This is a genomic window from Streptomyces sp. XY006, assembly GCF_002237655.1.
Lineage (GTDB): Bacteria > Actinomycetota > Actinomycetes > Streptomycetales > Streptomycetaceae > Streptomyces > Streptomyces levis.
The window spans coordinates 136,634-151,731 of sequence record NZ_NOKT01000005.1; the positions used below are offsets into that span (position 1 = coordinate 136,634).

At 72.4% G+C, this 15,098-nt stretch carries 12 protein-coding genes; 4 read left to right on the forward strand and 8 right to left on the reverse strand.

From position 1 onward, the window contains the following. Positions 1 to 8 precede the first annotated feature (8 nt). Together CHR28_RS08255 and CHR28_RS08260 are read right to left on the reverse strand one after the other, a co-directional pair. A complete protein-coding gene (locus CHR28_RS08255) occupies positions 9 to 596 on the reverse strand; it encodes a TetR/AcrR family transcriptional regulator (RefSeq protein WP_094052841.1) in 588 nt (195 codons plus the stop codon). A 435-nt stretch (positions 597 to 1,031) separates the two neighbouring features. Next, positions 1,032 to 2,354 (reverse strand): jacalin-like lectin, encoded by a 1,323-nt coding sequence (locus CHR28_RS08260; protein ID WP_094052842.1) that lies wholly within the window; start codon positions 2,352 to 2,354, stop codon positions 1,032 to 1,034. 250 nt (positions 2,355 to 2,604) lie between these two features. On the opposite strand from CHR28_RS08260, the gene CHR28_RS08265 reads away from it, so the two are divergent. The 3 genes from CHR28_RS08265 (at position 2,605) to CHR28_RS08275 (ending at position 6,248) form a co-directional block, all read left to right on the forward strand. Next, a complete protein-coding gene (locus CHR28_RS08265) occupies positions 2,605 to 4,302 on the forward strand; it encodes a PHP domain-containing protein (protein WP_094052843.1) in 1,698 nt (565 codons plus the stop codon). After that, entirely contained in the window at positions 4,284 to 4,811 is a 528-nt protein-coding gene (locus CHR28_RS08270; RefSeq protein WP_256984162.1) for a hypothetical protein, read from the forward strand. The genes CHR28_RS08265 and CHR28_RS08270 overlap by 19 nt, the downstream gene beginning before the upstream one ends. A 144-nt stretch (positions 4,812 to 4,955) precedes the next feature. After that, entirely contained in the window at positions 4,956 to 6,248 is a 1,293-nt protein-coding gene (locus CHR28_RS08275; protein WP_094052845.1) for an MFS transporter, read from the forward strand. 28 nt (positions 6,249 to 6,276) lie between these two features. On the opposite strand, the gene CHR28_RS08280 is transcribed toward CHR28_RS08275, so the two are convergent. The 6 genes from CHR28_RS08280 to CHR28_RS08305 form a co-directional block, all read right to left on the reverse strand. Beyond that, on the reverse strand, positions 6,277 to 9,153 hold the full coding sequence (locus CHR28_RS08280; protein WP_094052846.1) for a glycoside hydrolase family 2 TIM barrel-domain containing protein: 2,877 nt from the start codon (positions 9,151 to 9,153) through the stop codon (positions 6,277 to 6,279). A gap of 12 nt (positions 9,154 to 9,165) precedes the next feature. Further along, entirely contained in the window at positions 9,166 to 10,047 is an 882-nt protein-coding gene (locus tag CHR28_RS08285) for a carbohydrate ABC transporter permease (protein ID WP_094052847.1), read from the reverse strand. Then, a complete protein-coding gene (locus CHR28_RS08290; RefSeq protein ID WP_094052848.1) occupies positions 10,044 to 11,009 on the reverse strand; it encodes a carbohydrate ABC transporter permease in 966 nt (321 codons plus the stop codon). Before CHR28_RS08290 ends, CHR28_RS08285 begins: the two co-directional genes overlap by 4 nt. A 20-nt stretch (positions 11,010 to 11,029) precedes the next feature. Then, positions 11,030 to 12,295, reverse strand: a complete 1,266-nt coding sequence (locus CHR28_RS08295) for an ABC transporter substrate-binding protein (RefSeq protein WP_094052849.1) — start codon at positions 12,293 to 12,295, stop codon at positions 11,030 to 11,032. 165 nt (positions 12,296 to 12,460) lie between these two features. After that, positions 12,461 to 13,705, reverse strand: coding sequence for an ROK family transcriptional regulator (locus tag CHR28_RS08300; RefSeq protein ID WP_094052850.1), 1,245 nt, complete (start codon positions 13,703 to 13,705; stop codon positions 12,461 to 12,463). 395 nt (positions 13,706 to 14,100) lie between these two features. Further along, complete coding sequence (locus tag CHR28_RS08305) at positions 14,101 to 14,604, reverse strand: STAS domain-containing protein (RefSeq protein WP_094052851.1); 504 nt, start codon at positions 14,602 to 14,604, stop codon at positions 14,101 to 14,103. 134 nt (positions 14,605 to 14,738) lie between these two features. Here CHR28_RS08305 and CHR28_RS08310 point away from each other — a divergent pair, with 134 nt between their 5' ends. Beyond that, entirely contained in the window at positions 14,739 to 15,089 is a 351-nt protein-coding gene (locus CHR28_RS08310) for a helix-turn-helix transcriptional regulator (RefSeq protein WP_094052852.1), read from the forward strand. The last annotated feature ends 9 nt before the right edge of the window (positions 15,090 to 15,098 follow it).

Below are 15,098 nucleotides of genomic sequence, written 5' to 3' on the forward strand. Positions count from 1 at the left end.
GCCCCCGTTCAGGCGCCGGGCGGCCTCTCCTCGCGGGGCCAGTTGAGCAGCAGTACGTGCAGGGCGTCGACCGACTTGTCCCAGGAGGCCTGTACGTCCCGGGGCGCGCCGAAGGCGCCGGTGGACTCCAGGGCGCAGTAGCCGTGGAACGCGCTGCGCAGCAGACGTACGGCGTCGGTGAGGTCGGGCTCCTCCAGGCCGTAGGCGCGGAGCATGCCGTAGGTGACCTCGGCGGTGCGGCGCAGGGCGGGGGAGTCGCTGACCAGGGCCTCGTCCAGGGGGAGCTGTGTCGCCGCGTAGCGGCCGGGGTGCTCCAGGGCGTAGGCCCGGTAGGCGCCGGCGAAGGCGGCGAGCGCGTCCCGGCCGGTGCGTCCGGCGACCGCCGCCGCGATCCGGTCGATCATCTCGCCGCCCGCGAGGAGAGCCATCCGCGTCCGCAGATCCCGCAGGCTCCTGACGTGCGAGTACAGGCTCGCGTCCTTCACGCCGAAACGGCGGGCCAGGGCGGACAGGGTGACGTGCTCGAACCCGGCCTCGTCGGCGAGGTCGGCCGCCGCCGCGACGAGACGGTCCGGGGTGAGGCCGGCTCTGGGCATGGGACTCGGGCCTCCCTGTCGGACGGTGCCGTGTTTCGGCTGGAGCCGTGCGATCGTAGCCCGCGCCGCACCCCGGGCAGGGGCCGCGGATGTCGCGGAGGCACCCGGCCGCTCGCCGCTCCCGGCGGCTGGGCGTTTCTGGCCGTCCGGCGCTCCCGGTGGCTGGGCGTTTCTGGCTGTTCTGCGCTCCCGGTGGCTGGGCGTTTCTGGCTGTTCTGCGCTCCCGGTGGCTGGGCGTTTCTGGCTGTTCTGCGCTCCCGGTGGCTGGGCGCTCCTGGCCGCTCGCCGCTCCCGGCGGCTCGGCACTCCCGGCCCCGCAGCGCTCCAGTTGGCTCGGCGCACCGGCCCGCTCGGCACTCCCGGCCCCGCAGCGCTCAAGGTGGCTCGGCGCACCGGCCCGCTCGGCGCACCGGCCCGCTCGGCGCTCCGGCCCGCTCAGCGCATCGGCGCGTAGATCACCCCCAGCTTGTCGATCTCGGAGCCCGCGCGGCCCGTGAAGCCCACGATGCGGTGGCCGGAGGGTGCGGTGAAGGTCCGCGCGTCGGACGTGGCCGTGCCGGCGGACAGGGTGCGGCCCCGGTCGGTGGTGAAGGACGCCGAGAAGATCCTGGTCCGGCCGTCCTTCTGCCCCTGGGTCAGCCGTACGGAGGTCAGGTGCTCGCCGGCGGCCAGGGTCAGGGACCGGGCCGTGCCGCCCGTGCCCCCGTGGGAGAGGACCGTGCCGCCGTCGTGGGTGAGGGACAGCGCGTCCAGACGGGCGTCGCCGCGCAGGGTGAGGGTGCGGGGAGCGGGGGCCGCGGGCAGGTCGTCCGCGTCGTTGAACGCCGTGCCGTGCGGGCCGCCGAAGAAGTCGCTCGCGCGCAGCGCGGAGTCCAGGGTGTAGGAGAAGCCGACCGTGTGCGGGAAGTGGTCGGAGAGGTGCCTGCCGTCCGCGCGCAGGAAGGACCGCCAGTCGTTGTCGTAGCCGGTGGCGGCGAGGTCGACGAGCGCGCTGCCCCGGTAGAGCACCTTGTCCACGACCTCGCAGTCGTTCGCCGGCGCCGCCGCGTCGCACACCAGCGCGTCGCCGCCCTGGGCCGGCGGGTTGCCGCCCCGCACGTGCTCGACCCACGCGTCCGTCAGGCCGTTCTCGGCCACGAGGGTGCGGATGTTGTCGCCGGTGCGGGTGTACCGGGTGTTGGTGTCGCCCATGACGATGACCGCGTTGCCGGACGAGTTGGCCTGGATGAAGGCGGAGAGCTGCTCGACGTTGGCCCGGCGCGCGGCGAGGGCGTCGTCCGTCGAGTCGGCGTTGGTGTGGACGTTGTACAGGTCGACGTAGGCGCCCTCGGCCAGCCGGACCCGCGCCAGGCTGAAGCCCTTGGGGGTGAGGCAGTTGGTGCCGGTGCACCGGTTCCACTTCACCCGCTGGAAGTCCTCGAAGGGGAAGTCCGACAGGGTGTTGAGGCCGTCGCCGAACGCCGCGCCGCCGCTGGTCGCCGTGCGGTACGGATGCCGGTCGTGGGCGTACAGCGAGGCGTGGTAGTTGAAGTCCTCCTGCACGTTGACGATGTCGTAGGCCCCGAGCCGCTGTCCGATCAGCGGGGTGTTGGTCTCGGGGTCGCTGTCGCCGAGGCCGAGGGGGAGGCCGGCGATGTTGTAGGTCAGCACGTCGAAGGAGCCGGTGGGCGGGGCCGCGACCGCGGGCGTGGCGGTGCCGGCGGTGAGTCCCGTGAGGGCCAGGGCGGCGGCGGTGAGGGTGCCGAGGAGTCGTCTCATGGTGGGGGTGTCTCCGGTCGGGGAGGCGCGACGGAACCTGAACGATGCTCAGGTTGGGCGTCAACCAGTGTGAGGGGCAAGGTGAGTTGAGGAAACAGTGAGGGGGCGGGGAGAGCCGCCGCACCGGGGCCGCCCGCCGCTCATCCCCTGGTCGTTCAACGTTCATGTTTCACCTCGATCCTCCCCACGCGGCGTGGCCACGCGCCGCGGAAGGCAGCCGCCGCACCGGCGGCACCAAGGAGGCGCTTCAATGGGACACGGGCACGCACACGGCCATCACCACCACGACCACGAGGCCGCACCGGCCCTGCCCGCCGCCTTCGACACCTCCGTCGCCGACGAGGCGCTCACCCCCGAACAGGCCTCGCGGCGCTCGCTGCTGCGCCGCGCCGGCCTGCTCGGCGCGGGCCTCGCCGCCGGCAGTGTCCTCGCCCAGGCCGCGCCCGCCGCCGCCTCGTCCGGCGCCGCCGCGTCCGCGGGCCGCCGCCGGGACGGCTTCCTGTGGCTCGCCGGCGACCACCACATCCACACCCAGTACAGCAGCGACGGCAAGTACCGCGTCGTCGACCAGGTCCGCCAGGGCGCCAAGCACGGCATGGACTGGCTCGTCATCACCGACCACGGCAGCACCACCCACGCGAGGATCGGCGTGGAGAAGGTCAACCCGGACATCAGGGCCGCCCGCGCCGCCTACGAGGACACCCTCGTCTTCCAGGGCCTGGAGTGGAACATCCCGGCCGCCGAGCACGGCACCGTCTTCGTGCACCCGGGCAGGAACGAGGTCGCCGTCCTCAAGCAGTTCGAGACGGACTACGACGGCAGCGTCAAGAACGCCTCCGACTCCACGCCGGCCAACGAGGCGCTGGCCGTCGCGGGTCTGAGCTTCCTCGCCGACCAGGTCAGGCGCCGCAAGGTCGAGGACGCCCTGATGCTCGCCAACCACCCGGCCCGGCGCGGCGTCGACTCCCCGCACGAGATCCGGGCCTGGCGCGACGCCACCGGCCCCGGCCGGCAGATCGCCGTCGGCTTCGAGGGCGCCCCCGGCCACCAGGCCGCCGGCCTGCCCGCCCCGCTCGGCATGGCCCGCGCCCGCGGCATCTACGACAACAGCCCCTCCGCCAACTCCTTCCCCGGCTACCCGCCGGAGAGCTACCGCACCTGGGGCGGCTTCGACTGGATGACCGCCACCGTCGGCGGCCTGTGGGACAGCCTCCTCGCCGAGGGCAAGCCCTGGTGGATCACCGCCAACTCCGACTCCCACCAGGTCTACGCCGACACCGCCGTGCGCGGCCCGGGCGGCGACTTCACCACCGACGGCCGCTACCCGGACCCCGTCTACGGCGGGAAGATCGACGTCACCCAGGGCGACTACTGGCCCGGCCAGTACAGCCGCACCCACGTGGGCGCCGACGGCTTCTCCTACGCCGCCGTGATGGACGGCATCCGCGCCGGCCGCGTCTGGGTCGACCACGGGCAGCTCGTCGACGCCGTGGACGTGCGCGTCACGGGCGGCGGCCGCTGGGCCACCCTCGGCGGCGCGCTGCACGTCAGGAAGGGCACCAAGGTCACGCTCACCGTCGACGTGACCCCGGCCGGCGGCCCCAACTGGGCCGGTTTCGTCCCCGCCCTGGCCCGTGTCGACGTCATCCAGGGCGAGGTGACGGGCCCCGTCGCCGACCGGGACACCTTCACGGCCCCGACCGCGAAGGTCGTCAAGGCGTACGACGTCAGCAAGGCCACCGGCGTCGTCCGCCTGACCTTCGACCTCGGCCGCGTGGACAAGCCCGTGTACCTCCGGCTGCGCGGCACCGACGGCAACCGGTCCGCCGTCGGCGCCCTGGGCGCGGCCGTCGACCCGGCGGGCCCCGCGCTCGACGTCGTCGGCGACGCCGACCCCTGGCGCGACCTGTGGTTCTACACCAACCCGGTGTGGGTCCTGCCCGCGTGACGCCGTACGCCCTCACCGTCGACCCGGGCATCGGGCACCTGCGCGCCGCCGACCACCTGCTGCGCACCCTGGCAGCCGAACTCGCCCTGCCCGAGGGCGCGTTCGGCTGCACCCACCTGGTGCGGGGCGAGCGTCCCCGGGTCGTGCTGTCCTTCGCCCTGCCCTCGGAGCCGCTCCAGCGCACCGCCGTGGAGCGGCTCACGGGCCTCGGCCACACCGTGGCGCCCGGGATTCCGGACCGGGTGGGGCGCGCGGTGCTCTACCCGGGCGCCGCGTCGCTCACCGGCACCCTGACGGTCGCGGACCTGCTGTCCCGGTCCGCGATCGACCGGGTGACGGTCCTCGGCACCCCGCAGCCCCCTGGGCCCGGCACGCCGCTGGTGACCCGGGACCACGTGCGCCCGCAGTGGCAGGACGGCGCGCTCGTGCTGACCGCCATGCCCGCCGCGGGCGGCGCCCTCGTCCCCTTCGAGGTGCCGGACCCGACCCCGTGCTGCGCGGACCACTGACGCGGCTCACGGCGCGGGTCGCCCAGCGGGGGCGGTTCCTCACCGCCCGGAGATCACTCACGCCCCCGAAAACCACCGTCCTGGACCTGCTGGAAGCAGGCAATATCGAGGAGTTCGGCACACACGGCACACGGGGGAGACGGCATGGCGCACGAGGCGGACCGGCGCGAGGACGAGTCGGGCGGCGCCCCGGCCGGTGCCGGCAGCGAGGTCCTGCCCGCTGCCCGGCCGCTGTGGCGGCAGCGGGACTTCGGGGTCTTCTGGACCGCCCAGACCCTCTCCGTGCTCGGCGACTCCTTCGCGCTGATCGCCCTGCCCCTGCTGGTCCTGGAGGCCACGGGCTCCCTCGCGTGCATGGGCCTGCTGACGGCGGTCGGCGGGGCGGCGTCGGTCGTGGCCGCCGTGTTCGCCGGGGCGGTGGTGGACCGGGTGGACCGGCGCCGGCTGCTCATCGCCTGCGACCTGGTCCGCCTGGGCCTGTACGGCGTGATCCCGCTGGTGTGGCTCTTCGGCCCGCAGATCTGGCTGCTGTACGCCGTGCTGCCGCTGTGCGAGGCCGTCGGCATGCTGTTCGCGGTCGGCTACGTCACGGTCGTGCGCGCACTGGTCGGCACCGCGCGGCTGACGGAGGCCAACGGGCGGCTGAACGCGACGGCCGCCACCGCCGGTGTCCTCGGGCCGCTGGGCGCCGGGCTGGTGGCCGCCTGGTCGGGCCCCGCCGCGGCCGTGGGCGTGAACGCGGCCAGCTTCGGGGTGTCGGCGCTGTGCCTGCTCCTCGTCCGGCTCGGGCCCCGCACGGCGGACGAGCGGACCGGTGCGCGCACGGGCCTGTGGCGGGACCTGCGCGTGGGTGTCGCCTTCCTGCGGGGCCACCCGGTACTGCGCTCCCTGACCGCCCTCCTCTTCGTCTTCAGCTTCCTCACCCTGGGCCTGAACGACCTGGTCATCTACCACCTCAAGCACGACCTCGGCCACGACGACGGTACGGTCGGCACGGTCATGGCGGCAGGCGCGCTCGGCACGGTCACCGGCGCCCTGCTGGTCGCACGGATCCGCCGCCGCCTCGGCTTCGGGGCGACCTGGACCGGCGCGGTCGCCGTGTGCGGCCTGGCCTTCGCCGGTCTCGGCTGGGCCCGCGACGTGCCGGTCGTGGCCGCCCTGAGCGCCGCCTTCCTGGCCTGCGTCGGCATCGCGGGCACCTGCTCGATGTCGCTGCGCCAGGAGGTCACGCCCGAGCACCTCCTGGGCCGCGTCACCTCCGCCTTCTGGACCCTGCAGTACGCGGCGGCGCCGATCGGGGCGGCCGTGCTGACCTGGGCCGCCGAGGAACGGGGCACGGCCCCCGTCGCCCTGGCCGCCGGGGCGAGCTGCGTCCTGCTCGCCGGGGCGGCCCAGTTCACCCCGATCCGCGCCTCGGGCCGCCCGGCGGGCCGTTGACCGTCAATCGGCCGGTCGATCAGTCAACTCATGGCTCCGTGGTCGAGAACACGAACGAGAACCGTGCCGGTTCGGCCTTCAGGTGGTAGCGGGGCAGCGGGCCCGGGCCGCACGACTGCGAGCCGATGCCGTGCTGCCCGTGGTCGAGGTTGACCCACACCGTGTCGCCGGGCGTGAGGTCGGTGCGGTGCCGGGCGGCGTCCAGCTGCTCGCTCGTCCAGCGCCGCGCCGTGAACCAGAACTCAGGGTCGCCCTCGATCCGCAGCCCGCCCAGCTCCACCCAGCGCACGTCGGCACGGGCACCGTTCTCCTGCGGGCGGAGGTACGGGGTCTGCAGCCCGTCCACCGTCGACCGCCAGCGGCCCACCATGGACGCCGCGCGGGTGTCCGGGTACGCCTCGCCGGGACCGCCGCCGAACCACTCCACCGCGTCGGCCTCCGGCAGCCCGAAGCGCACCCCGAGCCGGGGCAGCGGCACCGTCCAGTCGCCTTCGGGCGTCACGGAGACGGACAGCCGCAGCCGCTCGCCGTCGGACGTCCAGCGGTACACCGTGTCCAGGCCCACCTCGCGGGCGGCGGGCGCCACCCGGCTGCGGACCGTCAGCGCGTCGTCGCCCGCCTCGACCGACACCAGCCGGTGGCGCATCCGGTGCAGGCCGAGCGTCCGCCACAGCACGCCGTAGCGGGTGTCGGACTGCCACTCGGCGCCGTCGTCGTTGTCGGTCGGCGCCCGCCACACGTCCAGGCGCGGCGTCGCCCCGACCGCCACCGCGCCGATCGACAGCAGCGCCCCGGTCCGGGCGTCGAAGGCGGCCGGGCCGAGCGTGATCCGGTCCCCGTCGGGCACGGGCCGGTCGGTCGCGGGGAAGGTCGGCAGCGGCCGCGTCCCGACGGCGAACTGCCCCCAGGCCACGACGTGGTCCTTCGCGGCCCAGGCGGTGTCCCGCGCGAGCAGCGCCCGCACCGTCCACTGCCGCTCGCCGCCCCGGCCGTCCGCGGGCGGCTCGGGCAGCTTGACCTCGGCGCTCTCGCCCGGCGCGAGCGCCGGCACCGCGAGCGAACCCGACTCGACGGTCTCCCCGTCCACCTGGCAGGACCACTCGAAGGCCAGGGCCGACAGGTCCGCGAAGTCCTGCTTGTTGGTGACGTGCACGGTGCCGTTGGCGCCGTCGCCCTCGATGTGGACCGGCTCGATCACCTTCTTGTACTCGAGCAGGCCCGGCGACGGAGTCCGGTCCGGGAAGACCAGCCCGTCACAGACGAAGTTGCCGTCGTGCAGCTCCTCGCCGAAGTCGCCGCCGTAGGCGTAGCCCAGCCCGGGGTGCTCGACGCCGTGGTCGATCCACTCCCAGACGAACCCGCCCTGGATCCGCTCGTGCCGCTCGAACAGCTCCTGGTAGTCGGCGATGCCGCCCGGGCCGTTGCCCATGGCGTGCCCGTACTCGCACTGGATGAACGGCAGTTCGCGGCGCTTGCGGGTGCCGCCGTCGAGCCGCCGCCCGATCCTGTCGACCTCGTCGTGGAAGGCGTACATCCGCGAGTACACGTCCGTGTCACGGCAGTTCCAGTCGCCCTCGTAGTGCACCAGCCGCTCGGGGTCGCGCGCGCGGATCCACTCGGCCATGGCGGTCAGCCCCCGCCCGGTGCCGGCCTCGTTGCCCAGCGACCAGAACACGACCGACGGGTGGTTCTTGTCCCGCTCGACCATCCGCGCGGCCCGGTCCAGCAGGGCCGGGGTCCAGCGGTCGTCGTCGACCGGGTTGTCCCGCCAGTCCTGCTCGGTGAAGCCGTGGGTCTCCAGGTCGCACTCGTCGATGACCCACAGCCCGTACTCGTCGCACAGGTCGAGGAAGGCCGGGTGCGGCGGGTAGTGCGAGGTGCGCACGGCGTTGAGGTTGTGCCGCTTCATCAGCAGCACGTCCTCGCGCATGGTCTCCAGGTCGAGCGCGCGGCCCGTGCGCGGGTGCCACTCGTGCCGGTTGACGCCCTTGAAGAGGATCGCCCGGCCGTTCACCTTGATCAGGCCGTCCTCCAGGACGACCGTGCGGAAGCCGATGCGCAGCGGCACCCGCTCGCCCTCGGTGGCCAGCACACCGTCGTACAGCTTCGGCGTCTCGGCGGTCCACGGCTCGACCGCGACGGTGGCCGGCTCACCGGTGGCGACATCGATGTCCAGGGCCGGGACGGTCACCCGCCCCTCGACCTCGGAGTCGACGCGCAGAGTGCCCTCGCCGGTGGTGTGGTCGTAGGAGGCGTGCACGAAGAAGTCGCCGGCGCAGCCCTGCGGGCGGTGCAGCAGCGTCACGTCACGGAAGATGCCCGGCAGCCACCACTGGTCCTGGTCCTCCAGGTACGATCCCGCCGACCACTGGTGGACCCGGACGGCGAGCACGTTGCGCCCCGGCTTCAGCAGGTGCCCGACCGCGAACTCGTGCGGCAGCCTCGAGCCCTTGAACTCGCCGAGCTCGGTGCCGTTCAGCCAGACGCGGGCGCAGGACTCGACGCCGTCGAAGCGCAGCACCGCCCCGCCGTCCGACGGCCAGTCGGAGGGCAGGTCGAAGGCGCGCAGATGGTCACCGGTCGGGTTCTCCGTCGGGACGTGCGGCGGGTCGACCGGGAAGGGGTAGAGGTGGTTGGTGTAGATCGGGGACCCGAACGCCCCGTCGCCCTGGAGGACCCAGTGCCCGGGGACCGTGACCTCGGCCCAGGACCCGGCGTCGTGGCCCTCCCGGGCGAACGAGTCGTCCTCGGCGCCGGCCGTGGCCGACAGCCGGAAGCGCCAGCTGCCGTTCAGCGACAGGGACCGGGCGTCCGAGGACGCGTACCAGGCGCGGGGCGGCAGGAACCCGCGGCCCGGGGAGACGTCCTCGACGTAGTCGACGGAGGGGGTCGTGCGGAAAGACATCGGTCTCCTAGCTCAGCCCTTGATGCCGGTCTGCGCGATCCCCTGCACCAGCCAGCGCTGGAGGAAGAGGAAGACGAGGACCAGGGGCAGGATCGAGATGGCCGTGGCCATGAAGATCAGGTGGTAGTTGACGGTCTGGTTCGTCATGTACGACGACAGCGCCACCTGGACGGTCCAGGCGCTCGGGTCCTGGCCGATGACCAGGGGCCACAGGAAGGCGTTCCAGCCGTTGATGAAGGTGATCGTGGCGATGGCCGCGAAGAAGTTCAGCGAGTTCGGCACGACGACGCGCCAGTACGCGCCCCAGTAGCCGAGCCCGTCCACGCGTGCCGCCTCCTCAAGCTCCTTCGGGAACCCCAGGAAGTACTGCCGGAACAGGAAGCACGTGAAACCACTGAAGAGGCCCGGGATGATGAGACCCCGGTAACTGTCGACCCAGCCGAGCGACGACACCAGGACGAAGCTCGGCACGAACGTGACCGCCGTGGGCACCATCAGGGTCGCCAGGACCGCGTAGAACACCTTGTTGGCGTGCCGGTACGGGATGCGGGCGAGTCCGTACCCGGCGAGCGAGCAGATCAGCAGGATGCCGGCGGTGTGCAGGACGGCGACGACCACGGAGTTCCACAGGGACCGGGCGAAGTCGACGGTGACGTCGTCGAAGGGCTCGGTGAAGTTGCCCCACTGGACGGAGCCGGGGAACCACTTCCATTCCTCGCCCGTGATCTCCGGGTCCGTCATCAGCGCGTTGCGGACGATCAGGTAGAAGGGGACCAGGAAGAGGACTGCGGCGACACCGGTCGCGAGGTAGAGGCCGGTGTTGCCGAGGACGCCGCCCCGCTTGCCCGTGCCCGGCTCCGTGACCTTGTCGAGGTCGGGTGCTGTGATGGTCACTTGGACTCCTCACCCCTGCCGAAGCCCATGAGCTTGCCCTGGAACAACGTGACGACGCAGATGAGCAGGGTGAGGACGACCGCGCCCGCGCTGCCCACGCCGTAGTTCTGGTTCTCGCCGAGCGCCATCTTGTACAGCTCGACCAACGGCGGCTGGCCCCAGGTGGCCTTGGGCAGCAGGTTCCAGAACTCGTCGAACGCCTGGTAGGCGGCGACGAGCAGGAGCAGGATCACCGCGGTCGAGGTCGCCCGCAGCTGGGGCAGCGTGATGTGCCGGAAGGTCTGCCAGCCCGGCTTGGCGCCGTCGATGGCCGCGGCCTCGTACAGCTCCCGCGGGATGTTCTGCAGCGCCGCGATGAAGAGGATCATGTAGAAGCCCGACTGGAGCCAGAGGCGGACGGTCACGATGACCAGCCAGTACCAGGGTGGATCGGGGTTCGCCAGCCAGGCGACGTTGTCGATGCCGACCCAGCCGAGCACGGTGTTGGCCAGACCGAAGCGGACGCCGTTGAAGATGGACATCTTCCAGATCAGCGCGGCGGCGACATAACTGACCGCGGTGGGCAGGAAGAACACCGACCGGAAGAACGCCCGCATGAAGGTCAGCCGGTTCACCAGCAGGGCGAGCCCCAGCGACATCGCCCAGGTGGCGGGCACGATGAACGCGGCGAACACGGTGAAGGTGACGAGCGAGTTCAGGAAGTCGTCGTCCGTCAGGATCGACACGTAGTTCTCGAAGCCCACGAACTCGCTCGGCGTGACCGTGAAGCGGGCCTCGAAGAAGCTGAGCCAGATGCTCCAGCCGATGGGCACGAAGACGAAGATCACCAGGCCGATGAGGAACGGGCCGGTGAAGAGCCAGAAGTTGAAGGTGCTGCTCGCCCTGAGGCCCCGCCGCGGCCGGCCCTCGGAGACCTTGGCCGGGGCGGGGGAGGCGACCCCGCGTGTGGTGGTGGTCGACATGTCGGGATCCGTCCGGCGGCCTATCCGAAGAGCTTCTTGAGCTCGGCGTCGACCTTCTTCTCGGCGGCGGCCAGCTGGGCCTTGGGGTCGCCGTCCTTGCGGACGGTGTTGGCGATCACGTCCCAGAACGCGGCGATCATGGACTGCGTCCAGCCGATGTTGTCGAAGTGGCCGAACTCGTTGAAGAGCTTGACTCCCTCGGCCGGCAGACCGGACTTCAGCTTGTCCGCGGACCGGGCCAGGGAGGTGCGCGGCGGGATGTGGAAGCCGTAGGAGGTGGCGAAGTCCTCCTGGTACTGCTTCTGGTCGATCCACAGCCACTTGACGTATTCCTTGGCCGCTTCGACGTTCTTGCCCTTGGCGTTGACGAACATCGACCAGCCGCCGTTGTAGACCGACTGCTTGCCGGCCGGGCCGACCTTGGGGAACGGGAAGATGCCGATGTCGTCGCCGAGCGCCTTCTGCATGGCGGGCATGGCCCACATGCCGCACCACTGGATCGCGGTGAGGCCCTGGATGAAGGCCGACGGGTCCCAGGAGTCGGCGGGGGCGTCGAGAAGCAGGTTGCCGCTGGTGAAGAGCGCGCGCAGCTGCTTGAGGCCGTCGGCGACGGCGTCGGTGTTGAAGGCGGGCTTGTTGTCCGCGGTGAGGGTGTCGGCACCGGCCGACCAGATCAGCGGGCGGTCGATCGAGGTCAGGTCGTTGCCGAGGAAGATGCCCTTGACCTTGCTGGTGGTCAGCTTGTCGGCGGCCTCGATCAGCTCCTCGAGCGTGGTCGGAACCTCGATCCTCGCCTTCTCGAACAGCGAGGGCCGGTAGAAGAGGAACTGCGGGTCGTCGATCATGCGGACGCCGTATATCTTGCCGTCGACCGTGTGCGACGTGATGTCGGCCTGGTTGAAGTCGTCCTTGACCGGCTCGATGATGTCGGTCAGATCGGCCACCTGACCGCTCTTGACGAGCTGGATCTGCGGGTGGAACTCGAAGACGTCGGGCGCGTTGTCGGTGAGCAGCGCGGCGAAGAGCTTCTGCTCGAAGTTGTTGCCCGTGATCCACCGCGTGGTCACGCCGGCGTCCTTGTAGGCCTTGGCGTAGCGCTTGACGGCCTGTTCGACGCCGGCCTCGCCGTACGCGTGGAAGTACTGGACGAGGTTCTTGCCCGAACCCGACCCGCCGCCCCGCCCGGTGTTGCTGCCGCACGCGGCCAGTCCGCCGGCGGCGGCCAGGCCCATCGCGGCCCGCAGTACGGTTCGGCGGTCCCAGGTGCTGTTGCTCGATGCCGACATGCTGACGTCCTTGTCTCGAGTACGGCTGCGGCTCAGGGGGTGCGGTGCGGGACGCTAGAGCTTCGGCTAAGGCTTCGGCAAGGGGTTGGACGAAGTCGGTGCGAAGCGTTGTCTCCGGTTCGCGATATCGAACGCCCGAAGGGCGTGCGGGAGGTGCTCGCGCCGCTACGAGGGCGGCGCGGCGGCACGGCCGCGCACGGCGGCGCGGGTGCCGTTCTTCTGCCCGACCGCCTGCAGCGCGCCCTCCAGCGCGAACGTCGCGGCGCCCAGGCACACGGAGTCGGTGGGGATCGGCGACAGGACGATCTCGGTGGCTGCCAGCGGCCGCGGCAGCGCGTGCCGGGTCACGGCGTCGCGCACCTCGCGCAGCAGCGGCTCGCCCAGCGTGCGGGCGACCCAGCTGCTCAGCACGACGATCTCGGGGTTGAAGAGGTTCACCAGGTCGGCGACGCCGGCGCCCAGATAGCGGGCGGTCTCGTGCACGGCCCGCACCGCCACCGGGTCGCCCGCCGCGACCCCCCGGGCCAGCGCGTCGATGGTCGCCGTCTGGTCCTCGGGGTGCAGCAGCGCACTGTCGGGGCTCAGCTCCCGCAGATTGAGCATGATGCCGCGGGCGCCGACGTAGGCCTCCACGCAGCCGTGGTTGCCGCACCGGCACAGCCGTCCGTCCAGCACCATCGTGGTGTGGCCCCACTCGCCGGCGCTGTTGCTCACGCCGCGGTGCAGGCCGCCGCCCAGGACGAGCCCGGCGCCCACGCCCGTCCCGAGGTTGACCACCACGGCGTTCCCGCGCCCGCGCGCGGCCCCGAACCACAGCTCGGCGACCGCACTGGCGCGCAGCGGGTTGTCCAGGTACAGCGGGTAGGCGATGTGCTCGGTGAGCAGGTCGAGCAGCGGTACGTCGTGCCAGTCCCAGTTGGGCGCGTACTCGGCGACGCCGGTGGCCCGGTCCACCTGCCCCGGCACGCTCACCCCGACCCCGAGCACACGGGCGCCCTCGACGCCGGCCTGCGCGACCACCGAGCCGACGGCGGTGGCCACGTGGCCGACCACCTGCTCGGGCAGGCTCTCACCGGGCCGGACGTCCTCCTCGGCCCGGGCCAGCATGTTCAGTCCCAGGTCGAACAGCTCGACGTGGACGTACGTCTCGGCGATGTCGACGCCGATCAGCGCGCCGCCCGAGGCGTTGACCGCGACCAGGCCCCGGGGGCGGCCGCCGGCCGAGTCCTCGAAGCCGACCTCCGTGATCATGCGCAGGTCGAGCAGCTCGCCGACGAGGGTGGCGACGGTGGCGAGACTGAGGCCGGTGGCTGCCGCCAGCTCCTGCCGGGAGGTGGGGGAGGCCGCGATGATCTGGCGCAGCACCTCGTAGCGGTTCGCGGTGCGGATGTCGCGTGATGTGCGCTTCACCGGGTGTTCATCCCTTCCCAGACCGGCTCGGGCCGGGTCGACGTCGGCACCGGCGCGGCGCAAGGCTATGGGCTGCCGGCGACTTTCGACAAGGGGTTTGGAAAGGGGCTTTATAAAGTGCGGGCGTGGGGCGGTGACCGGGGGCGGGGGTGTGGCTCGCCCATGATGCCTCAGGGTGGGCGGCCGGGGCGTCCCGGGGGTCCACCCGCCAGGGGGCCCCGGGGGTTGGGCGCGGCGCACGGCGGGTGCCTCGGTCTTCGGCGGCTGCTTCGGTGTTCGACGGCCGCTCCGGTGCTCGGAGGGTGGTTCCGTGCCCGCACGGCGATTCCGTGCGGCGGCGGCTGGTTCGGTGTCGCACGGTGAGCCCGGTCGCTGCCGCTATGCCGGCTGTGCCGTCAGGACGCCGTGGGCCAGGCGGTGTGGGTCGCGTCCGGCATCGCGTCCCGCGCCGGGTCCGCCGACGGGCCGGGCCGGTGCAGCGGGTCCTCGAACAACTCCCGCGTGCCCGTCAGGTCGAGCAGGCGCCCGACCGCCGTCCCCGCGGAGCGCACGGTAACCGTCCTGCCCTGGCCGAGGGCGCGCGTGCGCAGGTCCATGAGCACGCCCAGGCCGGAGCAGTCGCAGAACCCGACCGCGTCCAGCTCCAGGTCGATGCCGCTGCCCGACAGGGCGAGGACGCCGAGCAGGTCCGGCAGCAGCCGCCGGCTGTCCAGGTCCAGCTCGCCCCACAGGGCCACCCTCATCCGGTCGCCGTCCGGCGTGGCGGTCATCCGGGCGCCGTGAGGCACGACCTCCAGGGGCGTCGTGCGGGGCGGCATCGCCGTGGGCGCATCGTCGCTCGCCGTACCCGCGGCGCCCCCCTCGGGGTGAGACCGCGCGGAGTACGCAGGCTCCGGCATGGCTGTCGCTCCCTCTTCCGTTCGCCCTGCCCTCGTGTCCAGCCTTGCCCCTTTACCCCAGACCCGTCAACCGATACATGAAACGCAGTACGTGTTTTTGAGTGCGCGAATGTTCGGTCAGTAGAGTGGGGGCCATGGATGGAGTGCCCGAGCCACACACCGGATGGACGTTCCTCACCAACCACGCCCGGGTGCTGGCGGCCATCGCCGACAACCACAGCGCCCGGATCAGGGACATCGCGGCCCACTGCCGGCTCACCGAACGTGCTGTCCAGAAGATCATTTCCGATCTGGAGCGGGACGGATACCTCTCCCACACCCGGGAGGGCCGGACGAACACCTACCGGATCGACCCCGGCAAGGTGCTGCGGCACCCCGCCGAGGCCGGCCTGACCGTGGCGTCCCTGCTGTCGCTGCTGCTCCAGGACGAGGCGGACCGCGTCGTGCCCCCCGGCCCGCCCGGCCGACCGCAGGCCACGGCTTGACCGACCGCA

Excerpts from the sequence above, each read along its gene's own strand:
- CHR28_RS08260 (WP_094052842.1), bottom strand. The coding sequence starts at position 2,354 with ATGAGACGACTCCTCGGCACCCTCACCGCCGCCGCCCTGGCCCTCACG.
- CHR28_RS08295 (WP_094052849.1), bottom strand. The coding sequence starts at position 12,295 with ATGTCGGCATCGAGCAACAGCACCTGGGACCGCCGAACCGTACTGCGG.
- CHR28_RS08290 (WP_094052848.1), bottom strand. The coding sequence starts at position 11,009 with ATGTCGACCACCACCACACGCGGGGTCGCCTCCCCCGCCCCGGCCAAG.
- CHR28_RS08255 (WP_094052841.1), bottom strand. The coding sequence starts at position 596 with ATGCCCAGAGCCGGCCTCACCCCGGACCGTCTCGTCGCGGCGGCGGCC.
- CHR28_RS08280 (WP_094052846.1), bottom strand. The coding sequence starts at position 9,153 with ATGTCTTTCCGCACGACCCCCTCCGTCGACTACGTCGAGGACGTCTCC.
- CHR28_RS08265 (WP_094052843.1), top strand. The coding sequence starts at position 2,605 with ATGGGACACGGGCACGCACACGGCCATCACCACCACGACCACGAGGCC.
- CHR28_RS08305 (WP_094052851.1), bottom strand. The coding sequence starts at position 14,604 with ATGCCGGAGCCTGCGTACTCCGCGCGGTCTCACCCCGAGGGGGGCGCC.
- CHR28_RS08275 (WP_094052845.1), top strand. The coding sequence starts at position 4,956 with ATGGCGCACGAGGCGGACCGGCGCGAGGACGAGTCGGGCGGCGCCCCG.
- CHR28_RS08310 (WP_094052852.1), top strand. The coding sequence starts at position 14,739 with ATGGATGGAGTGCCCGAGCCACACACCGGATGGACGTTCCTCACCAAC.